The following is an 18151-nucleotide window of genomic DNA, read 5'->3' on the forward strand; positions in this document are numbered from 1 at the left end:
GCCATGAGCCGACGCGGTAAGCCGCGCTACTGCCGGAGCGTCACGAAATCTCCGGCAACCTCATAAGACGTGAGGTGTCTTAAGAAACTCTGACCGAGCAAGTTTTCGTTAAGGGCTCCGGGCTTGGCGACAAGGGCTTCGACATCGTCGGCAACGATTTCTCCGATGCGTACAGACTTTAATCGGACGGGCGCCAGATAGGTTGTCCCGTTGGCCGTCTTGAGCGGCGTATCGAACGTCAGACTGCGCACGTCCACGCCCGCCTTTTCGGCATCGGACCGGCGCAATACGATCGTTGCTGCGCCGCTGTCGACGAGCGCCTGCATCGGCTGGCCATTGATCTCGGTGTTGGCGACGAAGCCGTCCGCGAGCTTGCGGATGCGAACCGATGCGGGACCCTGCGGTGAGGGCAAATGCGCCGTCTCGTCAAGCTTGGCGGTGTTAAAGTATCCCGTGATAAGGACCGCCGTATCGCTGCGCGCGGCAATCACGCCGAGTGCCCCGACGAGGGCCAGAGCGATCAGGGCGGGCAGGCGACCCAGCCGCTGTTCGCTGCCATGGCTTGAAAGCAGGTAAAGCAAAATCAATGCTCCGACGACAGCGATCGCGATCGGCGGACCTTGTACGGCTTCGAGACTCGATCCGCTGCAGAGCACGAAGAGCACGGCGCCGCCGAGTGTCACAATAGCCGCGAGCAATAAAGCGAACATCGGACCTCAGGCTCCTGCGCGATAAGGGGTTGATGCTCCATAGGGCGATGACGACCGCATGCGCGGTTGGCGCACCGGGCGCGGCGGCGCGGGATCGCGATGCCGTTCCTGTCCGAGCGGCTGCAATGGGGTAATCGTCTTGAGGACGCGCTGGCGCGGCAGCGTTACGGTGACCTCCGTGCCCTTGCGCAATTCCGATTGCAAATCGAAAGTACCGCCGTGCAGGTGGATTAGGTTTTGGACGATGGGAAGCCCGAGGCCGGTGCCACCTTCAGCGGATTCATGCGCTAGAGATCCTTGTCCGAACGCCTGCAGCACACGCGGGATTTCCTTCTTCGGAATGCCCGGGCCCGTATCCGCTATCGTGATGAACTGCCCGCCGTCCGAGGTATGACCGACCGACAGCGTGATGCGGCCGCCGCGCGGGGTGAACTTCAAGGCATTCGACAACAGGTTCAGACAGATCTGACGGAGCGCACGGGGGTCAGCCCAGACGTGCGCAAGATCGGGTGCGAAATTTTCTACCAGTTGGAGCGATTTGGCATCGGCTTTGATCTTGACGAGGCGTTCGCAATCTTCGGCAATATCCGTCAGGCGAATTGTCTCTTCGCTTAGATCGTAGCGCCCGGCTTCGATGCGCGAGAGATCGAGAATTTCGTTGATGATGCACAGCAGGTGATCACCACTTGTATAGATATTGCGTGCGTACTCGCGATAAGTGTCACTGCCAATAGGGCCAAGCAGCTCCTTTTCCATCACTTCGGAAAATCCCATGATGGCGTTGAGCGGGGTGCGCAGCTCATGGCTCATGGTCGCGAGAAACCGTGATTTGGCCTTGTTGGCGGCTTCCGCCCGCCGCCGCGCTTCATCCGAGATGGCGCTTGCCTCTTCCAGCTCCGAAATCAAATCGTCTTTTTCGGCGCGATACTCGACCATCGCCAAAGCCGTCGAGTGCAGACCACGGGCGAGATAAACGAAGAACACATGAATGCCGACCGCCATTGAGGCGAGGGCAAAATAGAATGGGTCACCTAGCGTGAAGAGGCGTCCAGTGACCGCGAGCGTCATTGGCACCGTTCCGGCAAGAAACACGCGCGGAAGGGTCGATGCGAACGTCATGCGGATGGCGAGAACGACCATCAGCGTCGCGAAGATGAACACATGTGAAGAAAACGTGGCGGGTGAAGAATGCGTGGGCGGTACCGCCGATATGCCGATCAGTGCAAATGCAGCCAGAGCCAGGCCATTTAAAAGCTCGATGCGTAAGAAATGTCGCCGCCATTGCCCGACGTTGACTTCGGCGCGTGGAGCCGCCAGCAGACGGCGGCATTGATCGAGCATGTAGACACGTGTGATCGATACGATCGCGATCCACATCGTCGCTTCCATGAACGACGCCCAGAACATCGATGCGATGTAGAAGATGAAGCACAGCGCCGGCATGGCGAAGGGCGCGCTCGTTTCATTGCGCGCGAACATCGTCAGCAACTCGTACTCGAACTCTGGCTTATGCGTCGTGCCGTGGGTCAGCCGGTCGCGAAACGACTTAAGCCCGTCGTCGGGGCGGCTGCGGCGCGCGGGCGGCGTCGCAGCTTTTTCGGCGCTCGCGGGAAAATCGTCCATGGGGAAAGTCGCATCCAATCGACATGTCGCAACAACCCAAACTGCAGCGACAGGCGTAAAGTGGCGTTAATTCGTTAATGCAAGGCTTATGGCCGTCCCCAATTGTCAAAGGGCGAAGAGATGCGGCGCTGGGGCCGTTCAAAACGGCGAAAGGCGCTCAAGTCCGCGCGATTGGCTGCCCTGATAGCTCTTGCAGTTGCAATGGCTCTATTCGGCCGCGGGGGCTGGTTTAATGGTCTGCGGCGGCGCTGGACCGACCCTTTTTTGCCCCATATCAGCGGACCGGCACGCTTGATCGATGGCGATAGCCTGTGGGTCGGCATTTATGAGGTCCGTCTCAAAGGCATTGACGCACCGGAAGGGCGTCAGACGTGTCAACGCGGCGAGACAACTTGGAATTGCGGGGCCGCCGCGCGCGCCGCCTTGGGGCAAATGATAGGCTGGCAGACGGTATCTTGCGACGTCAGTGAGCGGGACAAATATCGTCGGCTGCTTGCCTATTGCCGCTCTGGCAGCCGCGATCTGAATGCCAGTATGGTTGCCGACGGTATGGCGGTTTCCTATGGCGGCTACTGGCGGGAAGAGCGCGAGGCGAAAGCTGCTCGCCGCGGGATTTGGGCGTCGGAATTTCAAGTGCCGCGCCAGTGGCGCGATGAGCACAAGCAGGCGAGGGAATGATCTTGCGCATCATTGAAACGCACAGAGCTCCTAATCCACGGCGCGTCACCATTTTCCTCGCGGAAAAGGGTATCGAGGTGCCGCGGGAGGAATGCGATATCATGAGCGGAAATCTTCGTCGCGAAGACTTTTCCGCAATCAATCCCTGGCAGCGTGTCCCGGTTCTCATCCTCGATGACGGACGGGCGATTTCGGAATCGGTTGCGATTTGCCGCTATTTCGAAGAATTGCAGCCCGAGCCGCCGCTGTTTGGCATCGGTCCCGCCGGCAAAGCAGAAGTTGAGATGTGGAACCGTCGCGTCGAGCTTGGACTATTCAGTGCCGTCGCCACCGTCTTCCGGCATTTGCACCCGAAAATGGCACATCTCGAAGTTCCCCAAATCGAAGCCTGGGGCGAGACAAACAAGGACAAAGTCGAGAATGAACTCGCGCGGCTCGATCGGCACCTCGCAGCGAGCAAGTTCATTGCGGGCGAAAATTATTCTATTGCCGACATCACTGCGCTTGTCGCTATCGACTTCATGAAGCCTGCGCGCCTTCCCAAACCCGAGCGGTTTCAAAATGTGAGGCGCTGGTACGCCTCCGTGTCGTCGCGTCCGAGCGCGAAATCGTAATCTCAAATCCTTGCTGGTTAGAAAAAAATACTACATTCGCCATTGACCGGCATCGCAGTAGAAAATATTAATCGCCGAAGCCGATTTGATTAAAATCATGTTTCGGAGATTGCTCGTTATGCTGGATGAGATGGACATCAAGATCCTGCGTATTCTTCAGCAGGACTGCACGCGTCCGGTTGCCGATATCGGCCGAGAAGTCGGCCTCTCAACCACCCCATGTTGGCGGCGGGTGCAAAAGCTGGAGGAGGCAGGGGTCATCCAACGCCGCGTCGCTATCCTCGACGCGCTGCAGGTCAATGCAGGCGTGACCGTCTTCGTCTCCATCAAAACGGATAAGCACTCCCTCGCGTGGCTTGAGCGGTTTCACAGTGCTGTCGCCGAGTTTCCGGAGGTCGTCGAATTCTACCGCATGTCCGGAGACATCGATTACCTGCTGCGAGTCGCAGTTCCGGACATTGCCGCGTATGACGTCTTTTATAAGAAGCTCATTTCGCGCATCGACATCGCGAAGGTGTCGTCCGCATTCGCCATGGAGCAGATCAAGTATACCACGGCGCTGCCGCTGCAGTTTGCCTTGCCGGGGCACAAGCAGACGGCTGAGCACGCCGAGGTCTGACGGGGGGCCTAGATTTACGTTTTCGGCTTGTGCCCGAGGCGAGCGATCAGGCTCGACGTATCCCAGCGGCTGCCCCCGAGTTCCTGGATTTCCTGATAGTAGCCGTCGATCAGACCCGTGATGGGCAACTCGGCGCCGTTCGAAGCGGCTTCGTTCAGACAAATCCCGAGATCCTTGCGCATCCAATCGACCGCGAAGCCGAAGCCGAACTCGCGCGCGTGCATCGTCTTCCAGCGATTTTCCATCTGCCACGATTGCGCGGCGCCCTTCGAGATGGTCGCAATCAGGGCCTCGATATCGAGGTTCGCGCACTCCGCGAAATGGATGGCTTCTGCAAGTCCTTGCACAACGCCCGCAACGGCGATCTGGTTGGCCATCTTCGCGAGCTGACCGGAGCCCGATGGTCCCATGCGCCGTATGTTTCTCGCGAATGAGAGGATTAGAGGTTCAGCGCGGGCAAACGCATCCTCCTCACCTCCCGCCATGACGGTCAGCACCCCGCCTTCGGCACCGGCCTGTCCTCCGGAAACCGGACAATCGAGAAAATAGAGTCCTCGCTCGGTGGCAGCAGCCGAAAGCTCGCGCGCAACACGCGCCGACGTGGTCGTGTGATCGACGAAGATCGTACCGGGGCGCATTGTCTGAAAGGCCCCGTCAGGGCCGATCGTGACGCTTCGCACGTCGTCATCGTTTCCGACGCAAGAAAAAACGGCGTCGCAATCCCGAGCGGCCTCGGCGGGCGTGGCGGCGGTCGAACCGCCGAACGCATCACGCCATTTCTTGGCTTTCGCGTGGGAGCGATTGTAAACGACAACGTCGTGGCCGCCGCGCACCTTGAGATGGCCGGCCATTGGAAATCCCATGACGCCCAGCCCGAGCCATGCCACTTTCGCCATTCCGCTTTTCCTTCGATATCCGATTGCTTGAGCGGGGCTTATAAAGCGGATTTGCCGTCAACGGAGAAGCAGCGAAAAGATGTCGCTCAATAGGGAGCGTAGCGGTCGAACCTGCCGAAGCGGCCATAACCGCGAACGGGTTCGCCGCTGACAGTACAAACGACATCGCCGTGCCGCTCGGGCCGGCAATCGATGTGGCGGTGCGCGGCCATACGCCAGCGCGAGAATTCTGGTCCGAAACGCTCTGCAGCCTTGTCACGCCAGGCTTCGATGGCGGCGCGGCGTGCGTCGTGCGCGCGGAGGTCGTAAGGAATGCTACGGTCCGGCGCACTCGCTGTTGCGCTGACGAGAGGCCGATCGCCAAAACGCGGCGGCGGTTGAATGGCTGCCTCACGCGGGGGCGAGAACTCTTCGCCTTTTGCGTCGAAGGCATCATCCGCGCCGGGGCGGCGATCGGCGTCGTCACGGTACACTCGTTCGTCGCTGTGTGGACCGTCCGCGGCGGGATTTCGGTCATAGGTATTCCCCGCGGCCGGCGGTGCGCTGCTGGTCGGGGCAGGTGCGTAGTTGTAGTCAGGTTCGCTTTGCTCGCTGGACTGCGTTTGCTGGCCATAGGGTGGATATTTGTACTTGGCATCGGCTTCTGCCGCGGTTTCAGCCGTCGCGGCCTGCGATACACAGAGGAGGCAAATGACGAGCACGGGCGCAGCGGACAAACGCATTATTGGTGATCTCCGAGGAGAGGCCGAATGCCGGCTAATGTGGATGTCGGCGCATGAGCGAAAGCTGAACAAAGTCCTCAGGAGTTGGATTGCGCTTTCATTCGATCAAAGAAAAGGCCCTATGCAAACGATCAAAGAAAAGGCCCCATGCAAATTGCATAAGGCCAGTTTGGATCGGTCGAGGGGATCGGGTCGTGAAGTCGGTTGCTACAGTGACGTGGCAGAAACACGGTTTGGCGGCTGCCCGTCGGGCGTCGCGACGGCGAGCGAGCCAAGCAGGATGCAGCCTGTTACGAGAAGACAAAACGCCATGCCGCAGCGGATGAGCTTGTCGGCACTTGTATTTCGGTCATGGGCGGCTTCGAGGTCCATCCTGGTCGCCTATGCGCTGATCAAGTAAGAGTCTTGTAACCCAATTTGATCATTCCGTCGACGCGGAAGCTGCGGCATCGCTAATGCGGCAGATGTGAATTTAACGAAATCTTCACCTCTCTTAACTTCCTCGCTGCCGATATCACGCGGCAACGGTGTGCAAGCGGCTGACTTCAAGATCGACAAGCGATTTATAGGCGCCGCCTTTGCTCAATAGCGCATCCGGACGGCCGTCCTGAACAATCTCGCCGTTCTGGATGACCATGATGCGATCGAAGTTGCGAAGCGTCGAGAGCCGATGCGCAATCGCGAGAACCGTTCGTCCTCTCATGAGTGTCGAAAGCGCCTGGCGGATAAGTTCTTCCGATTGCATATCGAGTGCCGATGTTGCTTCGTCGAGCAGAAGGATCGGCGCATCCTTGAGGAACGCGCGTGCGATGGCGATCCGCTGTCTTTGACCGCCGGAAAGCTTGGCGCCGCGATCGCCGACGATCGTGTCGAGCCCATCCGGCAATTGCTTGATAAAAGACATGCATCGCGCCATGTCGGCGGCATCCCAGACTTCCTCGTCAGTAGCTTCTGGGCGCCCATACCGGATGTTGTCGCGCAGCGTGCGGTGGAACAGGCTTACGTCCTGCGGCACGATGGCGATCGCATTGCGCAAAGCGGCGTCTGTCATTGCCGTGCTTTCCTGTCCGTCGATCAGGATTGCGCCCGACTGTTTATCGTAGAACCGCTGCATGAGCGCGAAGATCGTCGTCTTACCGGCACCGGACGGTCCTATGATGCCGACGCGCTCTCCGGCGTCGATCTTGAAACTGAGCGATCGGAAGACAGGCGCGCTGTCCGTGTAGGCGAAGCTGACATTGCGGAACTCGATCACGCCACGCGATCTTCGCGGGCTTGTCGCCACCACCGGCGCGACGAGCTCGTGCGGTACAAGCAGCGTCGTGAGCGCCTCGGAAAAACGCGCTAGGTGTTGCGTGACATCGACGAGAGCGACTGCGAGGTCGCGCGTCGCACTCAGTATTGAAAGTCCGAGAGTGCAGACGAGAATGACATCTCCCGGCGTCGCTTTACCTGCCTGCCAAAGCGAGATCGCCCACGCAAGCACGCCCGCGGTCAGCAAGGCTGTCGTCACGGCGTGGAAGATCCGAAGCTTCTCCAGGAAGTAAAGGCTTCGCGTACGGGTGCGCATCTCACGGCCAATCACGCCAGCTAACCTGCGATGTTCGCTTTTCAGGCGCCCGAAGGCTTTAACGACCGAAATATTCGAGACGACGTCGATCATGTCGCCGTCGACGCCGGCGGCCTCATGCGCATAAGCATGATGAAGAGGCGTGCCGGAGGCGGCCCAATAGAAGATAATGAGCACAACGACTGCGACGAGGGCGGTAATGCACAACGCCATTTGAAGGCTTACCGTCGCGAGATAGATGATGGAAACAAAGGTCGCGATAAGTGGCGGCATCGCGTTGAATGTCACCATCGTCTCTGTGGTGTAGAGGGCGTTCGCCGTCGCCGTTATGCGGCTCGTGAGTGCTCCGGGGGCTTGATTGCTGAAGAAGCTCGGAGCATGACCCGTCAAATGGCGAAAGAGCTTGCGGCGTACGCTGCCCGAGACGCCGACATAGGTCGAATGGCAGAGCCAGGCGGCGACGCGCCAGAACATGTTGTCGGCTGCTATCAGTGCGATCAGAAGGCCGAAGGCAATCCACACCGCCGAATGAGGTGCGGGATCGGAAAGCGCGTCGACAAGTTTCTTTACGCCATACTGAGTGGAAACGGAGCATGTGACGGCTCCGAGGACGGAGAGGAAAATCGCGAGGTGGCTCCAGCGATAACCGGCAATTATGCGGCGAATAAACCGGTAAGGGTGATTGGCAAAATCCGAAAGGTCACCCATTCAGTCTCTCCCGTGCGTCCCATGCTTTGACTGCTAACTTGCGGCTCTGGTCGAAGTTCAAAATGGAGTTCGGCGCGTTTCGTCGCGGCGATCTTGGTTTCTGAACGAGCATTCATGTGGAGTTCGCAGGCGGGGTGATTCTCGGCCCTTGTGCAGCGATCGCGCGCCACTATCGTGCCGCGCGCTGACCGTAGGGACGCGTCTCGGAATGAGGATGGAAGTGGGGCAAAGCACGGTGCATTGCACGACCGTAATAAACGTGAAGTCTGCGAGGTCGCTGCTCGTCGCCATCCTCGTCTCGGTTTGTCTTATTTACGCCGGCTCGCTTCGGGCCGCCGAGTCTGGGGCGACAACGCAGACATTAACGGCCCCGGACAACATCTCCGTGCCGGTCCGGCCTGAGGAACCGCGCGCCGCCAAAGCTTATGACGTGCTCCAGACCTATTGTGCCCGCTGCCATCAGTCCGGCCGCCTCGAACAGCCGGTGGCATCCGGCGACCTCGCAAATATCCTGTCGATAGACGACCTTGCCCGAGATCCGGTTCTCATCCGGCCCGGCATCCCCGATGCTTCACGGCTCTATGATGTGTTCGAAACGCGCCATTCGCCGCTGGATATTTTTACCGCAGCATCCGGCACCGCTGAACCTCAGCCGGACGACATCGAAAACATTCGCGGTTGGATCAGGGATATCGAGCCTTCGGTCCAAGCGTGCCCGGCCAGGCAGCCCGTAAGACCCGCCGATATCGACAAGATGATGCGCGATGCGCAGCGCCTGGAGCGTGATCAGGGCGGTGAGGTTCGCTTCATATCTCTTGTCTCTGTCTACAACACGTGTGCGACGTCCGCCGAGATGTCGGCTTACGCTCAGGCGCTGAACAAGCTGATGAATTCGCTGTCTTGGGCGCCGGAGCCGGTAAAGCTGACGCCGCTCGACGCATCCGGGACCGTCTTTTCGTTCCGCTTGTCTGATTTCGGTTGGGATGGCCGCCGCTGGAAGCTCATCGAAAGTGCCTATCCGAAGGCGCTCGTGCGTCCAGTCGCAAAGGATGTCGAAGGTACCGCGAAGACCAAGGTCCCGATCGTCAATGGCGATTGGCTGGCTGCCACCGCGGCAGAGACGCCGCTCTATTACGATTTGCTGGACATGCCAAAGACGCTTTCCGAGCTTGCAAAAAAGAACGGAGTCGATATCTCGCGCGACATCGATAAAGGCGCAGCGAGACGCATCGCAATCCGTTCGAGCGCTGTGACGCGCGCAAACCGGTTGATCGAACATCATCCGGGTGCGCGCGGTGGTTTGTGGCTCGTCTACGATTTCGCCACCAGTACAGGTGTTCAAGATATCTTCGAGCATCCCGAGGGTCCGGATCGGGCAGGCCGTGACAGGACACCCTTCAAGCCCGACGAAGTGCGCGCGATATTCACGCTTCCGAATGGGTTCTATGCGTTCGCCCTGTACGATGCTGCGGGACGTCGGATCGATCGCGTCCTGCCCGGGATAGAAAAGCCTTACGCCGGGATCGGAACCAATGCCGTTGAGCCATCGACAAAAGCTGGAGGGGAGTGTTTCGCCTGTCACGCCGCAGGTTTGATTGATGCTCACGATGACTTCAAATCGGCCGGTTCGCCAGATACGTCGGCGCCGCCGAGCCCGAGCCGTTCTGCGGTGCTCGCAATGTTCGGGACGGACAGCGAGACCGCGCTGTTGATGATCGGCGGCAACGACCGCTATCGGCTCGCGGCCAAGCTTGCGGGCATCGACGCCAAATTGCGCGTTCGGGGAGAAGAAATGATTTCCGGACTTGCTCGCCGTTATCGGGAGGGCGTCAATTTCGACATGGCTCGCGGTGAGACCGGTCTTGAACGCGACGCCTTTTTGGAGGAACTCACCAATGCGAAGGGCGCTGCTGCGCCTTTGGCGAGACGGCTGCTGCATGGTGTGCTGTCACGCACCGAACTTGAAAGATTATTTTCGCTCTTGCGGGGAATCGACGAGCCGCAGAAGGAGCGTTCGGGCTCCGGGGGCTTTCTTCGCGATGTCAAATCAGAAATCGGCCTCAGTATGTGGATCGACAAACCACGTCCGAAGCCGGGCGATTTGGTGACGGTAGAGGTCGAGGCGGATAACGACTGCTATCTGACCGTGATCAGCGTCGATGCAAGCGGTGTCGCGACGGTGCTCTTTCCGAACGATTTCGAGCGCGACAATCTGATTTCGGCGGGCAAACCTATCAGCATTCCCGGCCCTGATGCCGCGTTTCAGCTTCGTTTCAAATCGGAAGGCAGCGAGACGTTGCTCGCTCGCTGCTCTACGAGCGCTGTTCCGCCGGTCGGCATTGAGCACGATTTTGAGCGCGAGAGATTTACGGCGCTCGGTAATTGGGAAAACTTCATTGAAGATACGCTCGTGACGGAATCCGAACTTCGTTCCAATCCCGAGAAGGCCGAAAGCGCGCGTATTGCGCGTGCCGGCGCGTTGACCCGGCGGCGGCAGCGCGGAGAAAAAATTGAACCTCTCCGGCCGGATGTACCGACCGAGCACCCATTGAGAGACGGTCGCGCCGTCCTCGTTCTTGGCCAGAAGTAGCCCGCCAAGAAAATCTTCCTTTGAGCAGCGGCGGAGGGCGTCGCAGGACTGTCATCCAGCGAAATAGATTTGGCGTTAATCACCGGTGTCGCTTTTCGGGAAGAATTAGGCGACCATGCAAAGCGAAGGTCTTTAAAAACCTTTACATGAGGGAGCGCCGCACCTAAATGCACCCCTCTGCCGATGGATTGAGAACGGAGATCGCTCGGCCGCCGCATCCTATACGGACGCTTCGTTTTCGGAGGTTCATTCGCGATGGAAAAATTCGCAACCGCGCTTGAGATGGTGACCGAGATGAGGCCTGAGGGGCCTGTTTTCGCGGCACGTCCTCAGGCGGCTGCCCGTGCGGCGCGCTGGTTTATCAAGAATTTTCCGGGCGAAGTCGCTTATGCCTATAAAGCGAACAGCTCCGTATTTCTGCTCGGTGCCCTTTACGGTGCGGGCATTACGCAGTTTGACGTTGCTTCCGTCGCCGAGCTCGAGGATGCCGCGACTATTCCCGGCGTGCGGCTGCACTTCATGCATCCGGTGAAATCGCGATATGCCATCCGCCGCGCTTATTTCGATTACGACATCAAGTGCTTCGCTCTCGACACCGAGGACGAGCTGCAAAAAATCGTCGAGGAGACCGAAGGCGCGAAGGACCTGGAGCTGTTCGTCCGCATCTCGGTGCCGGCGAAAAATAGCCGCGTTCCGCTCGAACACAAATTCGGCATTTCCGGCCAGAGAGCGCAACGCCTGCTCGTCAAGACGCGTCAGGTGGCCGACGAGCTTGGCATCACGTTTCATGTCGGCTCCCAGACGACGACGCCCGACGCTTATGCAATGGCGTTCGATGAGGTGAAGAAGCACATCGTGAAGGCGGGCGTTGTGGTCGATGCCATCGATATCGGCGGTGGGTTTCCTTCGCGCTACGCCGACAGTGTACCGGCGCGCTTGTCCGATTTCATCGACGTGATCAAGACGTCGATGGATAAGATGCCTGTGACTGAGCACTGCCGTCTGATCTGCGAGCCCGGCCGCGCGCTTGTCGCCGAGGCAGAGAGTCTGATCGTCAAGGTCGATCTCAGGAAGCCGGGCAATCAGGTCTTCATCAACGACGGGGGCTACGGTGCGCTCTTCGATAGCGCGCATATGGGCTTTGTTTTTCCCGTCCGCCTGATCCGCGAAGGCCTCGATCCCAATGAGCCGCTTGAGCCGTTCGAGCTTTGGGGACCGACGTGCGATTCCATCGACCGCATGAAAGGTCCGTTCATGCTTCCGCGTTCGGTGCGCGAAGGCGATTACATCGAAATCGGCAACATCGGTGCCTATGGCCGCGCGCTGGCGACGCGATTTAACGGCTATGGTCAGTACATTGACGTCATTCTGCAGGACGAGCCGATGTATTCGATTTACACACGCGACCTCGAACCGGTCGCCCGCAACGCTTGAGCAATTTCTTGTTCGTCATCCCGGCCTTCGCCGGGATGACTATATTTTATCAACGTCACTTCAATTCGATGCTTTTGCGATCGCGACCAGAACGGGCGCGTCACGATAGTTCGTCGGATAAAGCCGCTTCAGGTTCGCGACCTTCGGCAGGTCGTTGATGGCGATATAGGGATAGGCCGGGTTCAGCGCCAAGAAGTTCTGGTGATAATTTTCCGCTGGATAGAAGGCTCGGCCCGGCTCGATAGTCGTGACGATCGGCTTTGCAAAGACATGTGCTGCGTCGAGCTGCGCAATGTAGGCCTTAGCGACCTTCGTCTGCTCGGGCGATGTCGGAAAGATGGTCGAACGATACTGCGTACCTGTATCTGGACCCTGCCGGTTAAGTTCGGTCGGATCGTGAGCTACTGAGAAATAAATTTGGAGCAGCCGACCATAGCTGACCTTGTTAGGATCAAAGGTCACGCGTACGGACTCGGCATGTCCCGTCCGGCCCGTGCCTACGATTTGATAATGCGCGTCGGCCTCTTTGCCGCCGGCATAGCCGGAGATGGCCTCCTTCACGCCTTTGACATGCTGAAAGACGCCCTGGACACCCCAGAAGCAGCCACCGGCAAAAACGGCAGATTCGACGTTACCTTTCGTTGCGGCGGGCTCATTGAGTGTTGGCGGTGGGATCGCGCGCGATTCCTTTGCCGACGAGAACGAAGCGTTGGCGATCGCGACGGCCCCAAAGATTGCGGCTGCAGCGAGAACGATACTCCCGAGGCGGCGCCTTGCCGCTCCGGTCTCAGTCGACGATAGTAACGCCATGGTCCGCTCCGCTATGAAGTTGAATGCCCGGCTCACGGGCTTTCCCTTCCATACGTGTCGACCGCCTAGCCTGTTACATCGCGCGCCGCGCGCCCGAGCGCGACTATCTCGAAATTCGTGAGATTTTCGAGCCTTCGAGCGTCAAGTTATACATCAGCCCCTTCGGATCGAGGATAAAGCCGACGACCGGGCTCGTGATCTTGTTCGTGTCGATCGAGCCGCCGATGCCCACCGTTATGATGGCGACGGAGCCGTCGACACCGACCTTCCAACCGGCAGTGCTGCGGAACTGGTGAAGGGCCTGGGGTGTCATGAACATGATGATGACGGAGCGCGATTGGATGCCGATCTGAAATCCGACCGAGGCCGAGACATCATTGTAATAGCCGACCGTTCTGCCGTGGACGCGGAGCGCGCCTTCGCCGTATTCACCGCCGAAACCAAATCCCGCTTTTACGATCGAAGGAAAGACAAGGATGCCGACAGCTTTGTGTGCGAGCTCTCGGGCCCCGCGGACCTTATAGAAAAACGTGTCGAGCGTCGCATCGACGCCGGCGTCGATCTCGGGACCAGACGCGGCTTGGCTCGACGGCGCAGTGATGATGACGGCCGCGAACGCGAAAAGCGCAGCAGCTATTGCTTTAAGCGACATAGTGATCTCCCTCGCTCCCCCAAAGCGGTTTTGGCGCCGCTTCATGGCCAAATTCGGCAGTTTTCGGAAAAACTTCGGACGCCGGTATCCTTCGCCGCGATTAACGATGTTCGCGGTCAATCGCAAACCCTACGGCTGGACCGAAAAAATGGTGGGCGGTACAGGGATTGAACCTGTGACCCCACGCGTGTGAAGCGTGTGCTCTACCGCTGAGCTAACCGCCCTTGAAGGGAAGACCTTATGCGAGGTGCTTCTGGAAACTGTCAAGCAGTCAGGGCTTCGCAGCGCTCGCCGGGATGACGGAGGCGCTCGACAGTATTGCTTCGATCGCTGCGCGGCTCGCATGGCCATTGGCTAGTTGGCTTTTCGGCACGTACGCCGTGATGATCGCTGCACGATCCTTGCCGCCGAGCACCAGCAGGAAGCGCGATTCCGGTCCGAGCTTTCCTTTGGCATCCGCCTGCACGTAGGTGTGGGGGGCGCTGCGCTTTAGCCCGTCCTTCGGATAAGGCGCGTTCGTGTAGCCGCGGCTTGCAAGAAATTCGAGGAATTCTGGACCTTTAAACTCTTGCAGCGCCTGCAACGGCAGCTCCGAGGCTTCAACGGTAATGCCCGATGTGTCCTCGTGCAGCGACTGCGGCGGCCCCGCAACGTTCGCAAAGTCCTCCGGCACCTCGAACGCGACCGGACCGAGCACCGCCGTTTTCGCGAAAGCACGGGAGCCGGGAACCGATACACTCGCGGCTGCCATGAGGAAGACGACGAGAAAGCGCCTTGGCGCCCGAAACAATCGCATGAGCGTTTCCTGATTCGGCGGGTTCCAACCTGAGTACCGGCCACGTGGAGTTCCGCTACCTTTCATGCAGCTTCCTATCGATTTGCGGTCGGGAACGAAATCGACGGCGATGCCGCATCCCGTTGCCTGCCTAAAATGCGTGCGAAAGCGAAGTTTGACCGTGTCTTGCGTGCCACGCGCCCTTGCGCTCGACCCTTGCAAAATGCGATGTCTCCCCGCGCTTGACGTGCGACGAGGGGGAAGGCGCGACCGCGACCTCCGAAATCGGGGTTGCCTGGGAGGAAGGTTTGCAGCTCGACGAGCCGCCGCGTTCGATTCCATTGTCCTTGGGACTGAACAAGCTGGGCCTAATCGGGCTGCGGGCGCCACTCTTTGCCGCGCTGATCGTTCTGGTCATTACCGGGTTTGCCGTACAGGGCTTGCTGCAGCTTCGGGTCGATGACAGCTTGTCGGAGCTGTTTCGTACCAATACCCCCGAGTTCAAGACCTACGAGGCGATCGACCGCCTGTTTCCCTCAAGCGAATACGACGTTCTCGTCGTCGTCGAAGGCAAGAACCTTCTGACACGCGAGGGCCTTACGGCTTTCGCAAATGCCGCCGCCGACTTGCAGCTTGCGGACGGCGTCGACGGCATCGTCTCGATGCTCTCGGCGCGCGGTAAGCCGGATGCGACAGGCTACGCCCCGCCCGTTGTGCCGGACGATTTGCCCAAGGACGCTGCGGGCTTCAATGCCGTGCTTTCGGCGCTGAAGAATAACGACATCGTCAAGGGCAAATTTCTATCGAATGACGGCAAGCTTGCGTTGATGGTGTTGGCGCTCGACCGCAAAGTCGTTGCCGAAAAATCCGCGAAGACGGTCATAGGCGACATAGGCGCCACGGCGAAACAGGACCTCAACCCGGCCGGATTGTCGGTTAAGCTCTCGGGCGCGCCGGTGATGCAGCTTGAGATCCGCAATGCCGTCGAGCGTGACCAGATCGTCTACAACGGTCTCGGCCTTTTGTTTGGCGCGACCATAGCCGCTGTTTTCTTTCGGCGCGTGTCGCTGATGCTGGTTGCGGCGTTGCCGCCGGTGATTGCCGTCTGCTGGTCGCTTGGTTTGCTGGGCTGGCTTGGCTTCAAGCTGAATTTGTTTCTCAACGTCATGACGCCGCTCATCATGGTGATGGGGTTTGCGGACAGCATGCAGATGGTTTCGGCCATACGCATCCGGCTTCGTGAGGGCGACAGCAAGCTCGAAGCCGTCCGCTTTGCGATCAAGGTCGTCGGGCCGGCATGCGTTTTGGCTCACGCCGCCGCTTTGCTGTCGTTTCTGGCGTTGCTGTTTTCAGAGTCGGGTCTGATCCGGACTTTCGGGGAAGCCGGAGCGATGTCGGTCTGTATTTCCTTCATCGCCGTGATCATTGTGTTGCCGCTTCTGGCGCTGCTTCTCATCCGTAACGAGAAGACGTTGGCGCGCGAGCACACGCCTGCCGACCGGATGATGGATGCGCTCGGAACCTTCGTTGGCGCCGTCGTCGACCGCGTCGTGGAGCATGCGGTGCTTTATACGCTGCTCGGCTTTGCGCTCTTTGGTTACTTTGCCTACTACCATCTGCAGCTTGAACCTCGATATCGCCTCGCCGATCAGGTTCCGGACCGCGAGCAGGCGATCGCCGCCACTGGCCGGATCGACAGTAAACTAACGGGCGCAAATCCGTTCCATGTCATGATCCGCTGGGACAAGAGCAAGGAAAGCCTTTACGACCCTTCGACGCTCAAGGTCATCCAGGATACGCATGTCGCGCTTGAAAAGGCGGCCGGGCTTGGAAACGTCTGGTCGCTGGAAAGTTTGCGGCGCTGGCTACGTGAGAACGGCGACGACAACGTCGAGACGGTCAAAAAATACGTCAAGCTTTTGCCTGAGCACCTCGTTCGCCGCTTCATAGACGAGAATCAGGACGCTGTGCTCGTCACGGGTCGGCTCCCGGACGTTGATGCGAGCAAGATTCTTCCGATCGTCGAAAAGGTGGATAAGGCACTCGATCCGGTGCGGAAAGCATATCCGAATTATGAGATTTCGGTGACCGGCCTTCCAGCGCTCGCCGCGCGCAACAGCTATCGGATGATCTCGCAGCTCGATGAAAGTATTCCGCTGTGCGTGCTCGTTGCTGCGCTTCTACTGGCGATTGCCTTCCGCTCGCCGTTCGTCGGGTTCATCAGCTTGCTGCCGGGATTGTTCCCTGTCGTTGCCGCCGGTTCCTTACTCTATTTTCTGAGCGGGGGCCTCGAATTCGCGTCCGTGGTGGCGTTGCTCGTCGTCTTCGGATTGGGGGTCGATGCGCTCATCCATTTCTTGAACAGGCTACGGCTGGAAGAGGGACCGGATGTGCCGCCCGAGCAAGCAATCCGTAAAGCCCGCGTGCTAGTCGGCCCGGCAATCATCCTGACGACGATTGTCTTAGCCTTCGGCCTCGGCGTTACCGTATTTTCCGATCTCCCTTCCTTGCGCCTGTTCGGATTTGTTTGCGGCGTTACGCTCCTAGCGTCTCTCGTTGCCGATCTCGTCTTCCTGCCGGCGACTATTCTTGTTTATCGCCGTTATATCAGCAGCCATTTCTAGTTCCGCACCATTGCCCGTAGCGTCGAAGCCGGGTTAGTGTTCGCCGAGCGCCGATCCACCGAGAGGCTGCGGTGACCCAGAAGCTGATCTTCATCCTGGCAAATACCGATCCCGCAAATCCCGCGGAACTCTGCCCGCCCATTTTCCAAGCAATCGCCGCGGCGGGAATGTCTTACAATGTCGAAGTCGTTTGCAGCGGCTCGTCAGCCAAACTGTTGAAGAACGGTGTCGCGAGCGCGATACGGATGACGCCGTGCGAGTCGCGTTCGATGTACGACTTCATTAAGGAAGCCCACGCCGCAGGTGTGAAATTCTTCTGCTGCTCGACCGGGCTCGATCTTTTCGACATGCATCGGGACGATTTGATCCCCGAATGCAGCGGTGTCGTCGGCACTGCGCACTTCATCGAAGACGTCATGTCCGGCAATAACAGAGTGCTTACGTACTGATCGAAGTATCGGCGAATTTTTTCAGCGCAGGCCGCAAGTCGCGATAATCGTCGATGATCGCATCGGGACCAAAGGACGCGACGGGATCGATGCTATAGCCGAAACTGACTGCGACGATCGGGATGCCAGCCGCTTTGGCAGTACGGATATCGGTCTCGCTGTCGCCGATCATGATCGCCGCATCGTTACGGCCTCCAGCGCGCGCAATCGTACCGGTCAGGTGCTTCGGATCCGGTTTATAAGCGCCGAGGCTGTCGCGTCCGGTAAGAGCTGAAAAATAGCCATCGAGTTTCAACGCCGAGAGTACGGCGCGCGCCTGCATCTCGATCTTGTTAGTGCAGACAGCGAGCGTCGCACCTTCGTTGCGCAAGGTGTCGAGCGTTTCCAAGACGTTTGGATAGGGCACGCTGTGGTCAGCGATGTGTGCGGTGTAGTAGGCGATGAAAACTTCGAAGAGATCATGAAGCTCTCGCTCGGAAAGCGTGCGTCCGTGCGCCTTGATCGCGCCGTCGATCATGGCAAGCGCGCCGTGTCCGACGAAGGGACGAATTTCAAGCTCGTTTACGCGGTCGAGCCCTAGTGTTCGGAGTACGTAATTTGTGGCTTCGGCAAGATCCGGCGCGGTATCCACAAGCGTACCGTCGAGATCGAAGACAACCGTCCAGCCTTTCATGAAT

The 18151-nt window shown here is 59.0% G+C and carries 17 protein-coding genes and 1 tRNA gene; 7 read left to right on the forward strand and 11 right to left on the reverse strand.

Annotation, left to right across the window (positions count from 1 at the left end):
• Positions 1–26: 26 nt before the first annotated feature.
• Complete coding sequence (locus VHB22_RS10710) at positions 27–710, reverse strand: retropepsin-like aspartic protease family protein (RefSeq protein WP_325456958.1); 684 nt, start codon at positions 708–710, stop codon at positions 27–29.
• A 6-nt stretch (positions 711–716) separates the two neighbouring features.
• Positions 717–2333: a HAMP domain-containing sensor histidine kinase gene (locus VHB22_RS10715; RefSeq protein WP_325456959.1), complete on the reverse strand. Its 1617-nt coding sequence runs from the start codon at positions 2331–2333 to the stop codon at positions 717–719.
• A gap of 171 nt (positions 2334–2504) precedes the next feature.
• Here VHB22_RS10715 and VHB22_RS10720 point away from each other — a divergent pair, with 171 nt between their 5' ends.
• The 3 genes from VHB22_RS10720 (at position 2505) to VHB22_RS10730 (ending at position 4244) form a co-directional block, all read left to right on the forward strand.
• On the forward strand, positions 2505–3011 hold the full coding sequence (locus VHB22_RS10720) for a thermonuclease family protein (RefSeq protein WP_325456960.1): 507 nt from the start codon (positions 2505–2507) through the stop codon (positions 3009–3011).
• 2 nt (positions 3012–3013) lie between these two features.
• Complete coding sequence (locus VHB22_RS10725) at positions 3014–3625, forward strand: glutathione S-transferase (RefSeq protein ID WP_325457150.1); 612 nt, start codon at positions 3014–3016, stop codon at positions 3623–3625.
• 121 nt (positions 3626–3746) lie between these two features.
• Positions 3747–4244 carry an Lrp/AsnC family transcriptional regulator gene (locus tag VHB22_RS10730; RefSeq protein WP_325457151.1) on the forward strand — a complete coding sequence of 166 codons (498 nt, stop codon included), beginning with the start codon at positions 3747–3749 and terminating at the stop codon, positions 4242–4244.
• Between the two features lie 14 nt (positions 4245–4258).
• Here the strand turns inward: VHB22_RS10730 and VHB22_RS10735 are convergent, their stop codons facing one another.
• From VHB22_RS10735 to VHB22_RS10750, 4 genes are all read right to left on the reverse strand, one after another.
• Positions 4259–5140, reverse strand: a complete 882-nt coding sequence (locus VHB22_RS10735; protein ID WP_325456961.1) for an NAD(P)-dependent oxidoreductase — start codon at positions 5138–5140, stop codon at positions 4259–4261.
• Positions 5141–5226: 86 nt separating this feature from the next.
• On the reverse strand, positions 5227–5862 hold the full coding sequence (locus VHB22_RS10740) for a hypothetical protein (protein ID WP_325456962.1): 636 nt from the start codon (positions 5860–5862) through the stop codon (positions 5227–5229).
• A 207-nt stretch (positions 5863–6069) separates the two neighbouring features.
• The gene (locus tag VHB22_RS10745) at positions 6070–6234 is read right to left on the reverse strand and encodes a hypothetical protein (RefSeq protein ID WP_325456963.1); all 165 of its coding nucleotides are present in this window, start codon (positions 6232–6234) and stop codon (positions 6070–6072) included.
• A gap of 142 nt (positions 6235–6376) precedes the next feature.
• Positions 6377–8140 carry an ABC transporter ATP-binding protein gene (locus tag VHB22_RS10750; RefSeq protein ID WP_325456964.1) on the reverse strand — a complete coding sequence of 588 codons (1764 nt, stop codon included), beginning with the start codon at positions 8138–8140 and terminating at the stop codon, positions 6377–6379.
• Between the two features lie 208 nt (positions 8141–8348).
• Between VHB22_RS10750 and VHB22_RS10755 the strand changes: the two genes are divergently transcribed.
• Complete coding sequence (locus VHB22_RS10755; RefSeq protein ID WP_325456965.1) at positions 8349–10730, forward strand: DUF4384 domain-containing protein; 2382 nt, start codon at positions 8349–8351, stop codon at positions 10728–10730.
• A gap of 255 nt (positions 10731–10985) precedes the next feature.
• The gene (locus VHB22_RS10760) at positions 10986–12164 is read left to right on the forward strand and encodes a type III PLP-dependent enzyme (RefSeq protein ID WP_325456966.1); all 1179 of its coding nucleotides are present in this window, start codon (positions 10986–10988) and stop codon (positions 12162–12164) included.
• Between the two features lie 60 nt (positions 12165–12224).
• Here VHB22_RS10760 and msrA read toward each other — a convergent pair whose 3' ends face one another.
• From msrA to VHB22_RS10780, 4 genes are all read right to left on the reverse strand, one after another.
• Entirely contained in the window at positions 12225–12974 is a 750-nt protein-coding gene (gene msrA / locus VHB22_RS10765) for a peptide-methionine (S)-S-oxide reductase MsrA (RefSeq protein WP_325456967.1), read from the reverse strand.
• 103 nt (positions 12975–13077) lie between these two features.
• The gene (locus tag VHB22_RS10770; RefSeq protein WP_325456968.1) at positions 13078–13626 is read right to left on the reverse strand and encodes a BPSL1445 family SYLF domain-containing lipoprotein; all 549 of its coding nucleotides are present in this window, start codon (positions 13624–13626) and stop codon (positions 13078–13080) included.
• A gap of 149 nt (positions 13627–13775) precedes the next feature.
• Positions 13776–13850: transfer RNA gene (locus VHB22_RS10775), tRNA-Val, on the reverse strand.
• Between the two features lie 47 nt (positions 13851–13897).
• Positions 13898–14422, reverse strand: a complete 525-nt coding sequence (locus VHB22_RS10780; protein ID WP_325456969.1) for a hypothetical protein — start codon at positions 14420–14422, stop codon at positions 13898–13900.
• 287 nt (positions 14423–14709) lie between these two features.
• On the opposite strand from VHB22_RS10780, the gene VHB22_RS10785 reads away from it, so the two are divergent.
• A complete protein-coding gene (locus tag VHB22_RS10785; RefSeq protein ID WP_414652735.1) occupies positions 14710–17025 on the forward strand; it encodes an efflux RND transporter permease subunit in 2316 nt (771 codons plus the stop codon).
• A gap of 71 nt (positions 17026–17096) precedes the next feature.
• Positions 17097–17474 carry a DsrE/DsrF/DrsH-like family protein gene (locus VHB22_RS10790; RefSeq protein WP_325456971.1) on the forward strand — a complete coding sequence of 126 codons (378 nt, stop codon included), beginning with the start codon at positions 17097–17099 and terminating at the stop codon, positions 17472–17474.
• Here VHB22_RS10790 and VHB22_RS10795 read toward each other — a convergent pair.
• Positions 17464–18147, reverse strand: a complete 684-nt coding sequence (locus VHB22_RS10795) for an HAD family hydrolase (protein ID WP_325456972.1) — start codon at positions 18145–18147, stop codon at positions 17464–17466. The two genes, VHB22_RS10790 and VHB22_RS10795, sit on opposite strands and share 11 nt — an antisense overlap.
• Between the last annotated feature and the right edge of the window lie 4 nt (positions 18148–18151).

Origin of the sequence: Hyphomicrobium sp. (assembly GCF_035548195.1) — a bacterium.
Lineage (GTDB): Bacteria > Pseudomonadota > Alphaproteobacteria > Rhizobiales > Hyphomicrobiaceae > Hyphomicrobium_B.

What these genes read in the sequence shown, in the direction of transcription:
- VHB22_RS10770 (WP_325456968.1), bottom strand. Translation starts at nt 13,626, where the DNA reads ATGTCGCTTAAAGCAATAGCTGCTGCGCTTTTCGCGTTCGCGGCCGTC.
- VHB22_RS10715 (WP_325456959.1), bottom strand. Translation starts at nt 2,333, where the DNA reads ATGGACGATTTTCCCGCGAGCGCCGAAAAAGCTGCGACGCCGCCCGCG.
- msrA (WP_325456967.1), bottom strand. Translation starts at nt 12,974, where the DNA reads ATGGCGTTACTATCGTCGACTGAGACCGGAGCGGCAAGGCGCCGCCTC.
- VHB22_RS10745 (WP_325456963.1), bottom strand. Translation starts at nt 6,234, where the DNA reads ATGGACCTCGAAGCCGCCCATGACCGAAATACAAGTGCCGACAAGCTC.
- VHB22_RS10735 (WP_325456961.1), bottom strand. Translation starts at nt 5,140, where the DNA reads ATGGCGAAAGTGGCATGGCTCGGGCTGGGCGTCATGGGATTTCCAATG.
- VHB22_RS10750 (WP_325456964.1), bottom strand. Translation starts at nt 8,140, where the DNA reads ATGGGTGACCTTTCGGATTTTGCCAATCACCCTTACCGGTTTATTCGC.
- VHB22_RS10760 (WP_325456966.1), top strand. Translation starts at nt 10,986, where the DNA reads ATGGAAAAATTCGCAACCGCGCTTGAGATGGTGACCGAGATGAGGCCT.
- VHB22_RS10780 (WP_325456969.1), bottom strand. Translation starts at nt 14,422, where the DNA reads ATGCGATTGTTTCGGGCGCCAAGGCGCTTTCTCGTCGTCTTCCTCATG.
- VHB22_RS10710 (WP_325456958.1), bottom strand. Translation starts at nt 710, where the DNA reads ATGTTCGCTTTATTGCTCGCGGCTATTGTGACACTCGGCGGCGCCGTG.
- VHB22_RS10795 (WP_325456972.1), bottom strand. Translation starts at nt 18,147, where the DNA reads ATGAAAGGCTGGACGGTTGTCTTCGATCTCGACGGTACGCTTGTGGAT.
- VHB22_RS10740 (WP_325456962.1), bottom strand. Translation starts at nt 5,862, where the DNA reads ATGCGTTTGTCCGCTGCGCCCGTGCTCGTCATTTGCCTCCTCTGTGTA.
- VHB22_RS10755 (WP_325456965.1), top strand. Translation starts at nt 8,349, where the DNA reads ATGAGGATGGAAGTGGGGCAAAGCACGGTGCATTGCACGACCGTAATA.